The organism is Tyzzerella sp. An114 (assembly GCF_002161055.1).
In the GTDB taxonomy this organism is placed as follows: domain Bacteria; phylum Bacillota; class Clostridia; order Lachnospirales; family Anaerotignaceae; genus Fimicola; species Fimicola cottocaccae.
On the sequence record NZ_NFLT01000062.1, the window covers coordinates 1 to 1,167 of the forward strand.

The 1,167-nt window shown below is 28.4% G+C and carries 2 protein-coding genes; both read right to left on the reverse strand.

Annotation, left to right across the window (positions count from 1 at the left end):
* Positions 1-679 (reverse strand): recombinase family protein (locus tag B5E58_RS13235; protein ID WP_158097781.1); only part of this gene is annotated, 679 nt, incomplete at its 3' end.
* A 57-nt stretch (positions 680-736) separates the two neighbouring features.
* Entirely contained in the window at positions 737-898 is a 162-nt protein-coding gene (locus B5E58_RS13685) for an SHOCT domain-containing protein (RefSeq protein WP_164493566.1), read from the reverse strand.
* Between the last annotated feature and the right edge of the window lie 269 nt (positions 899-1,167).

Genomic DNA, 1,167 nt, shown 5'->3' on the forward strand with positions numbered 1-1,167 from the left:
TATTGCCTTTTGGACTTTTAATTTTACTTTCGCTTAATTCTCTTGCTATTATATGAATACCCTTTCCATTAAGATATTCATCATATATAAATCTTATAACTTTTGCTTCTTTTGATACAAGTTTAAGCCTACCCTTTTTATTGTTACAGTATCCATAAGCTGGGTTTGACATTATGTAAGTTCCATCTAAAAATCTTTTTTGTATACTCCATTTTTGATTTGTTGATATACTTTCTGATTCAGCCTGTGCTACTGAACTGTATATCGATAACAATATTTCGCTTTTTTCAGATAGTGTATGTATTTTCTCTTTTTCAAAGTACACATCAACTTTTAATTCCTTCAAACTTCTTACTATACTTAAACAATCAATTACATTTCTTGCAAACCTTGATATCGATTTAGTATATATAACATCTATCATACCATTTCGGCAATCATCAAGCATTCTTTCAAACTCTGTTCTGCCTTCTTCTTTAGTTCCACTTTTTCCATAGTCAGCATAAATCCCTACAAACTTATGATTTGGTTTTTCTGTTATAAAGTTTTTATAATACTCCTTTTGTGCTTCATAGGAATTTATCTGATGGGACATATCTGTACTTACACGACAATAGGCACAGGCTCTCGTGATATTATTTTTTGTATTAACTGCTTCAATTATCTTTGTAACTCCCATTTCAGACACCTCCTTATATAACATACAATACCTTATTTAGACTTACACATCTATAATTTAATCATATATTTGTGCGATTTCCGGATTAAAAGTTTTTATATTAAGTTTATCTATTTTTTCATATTCTTCTTCTGTTATCAATTTTCTTAAAAACATTCTTTTAAGTATTTCCTTAGATAACATATACATTATTTCATTTTCAAATTGATTATTAGACATAAATTTTCCCCCTTATTTTTATAAACTTTAATAAATGATTTAATAAATAATATTTTTATATCACTTATGAAAATTTATAAAATCAAGCCATATATTAAAAATATACGGCTTGATAAATTTATATTAATATTATTAGATGTGATTTAATTTACCGTATTCGACACTACTTCCCCGGTATGGGCAACAATATAAACAGTGTTAGGCTACACTCATAGGCATCTCACCTTCCCCTTCGTGGAGACCACCGTCTTTGCGATAACTGAGACTCG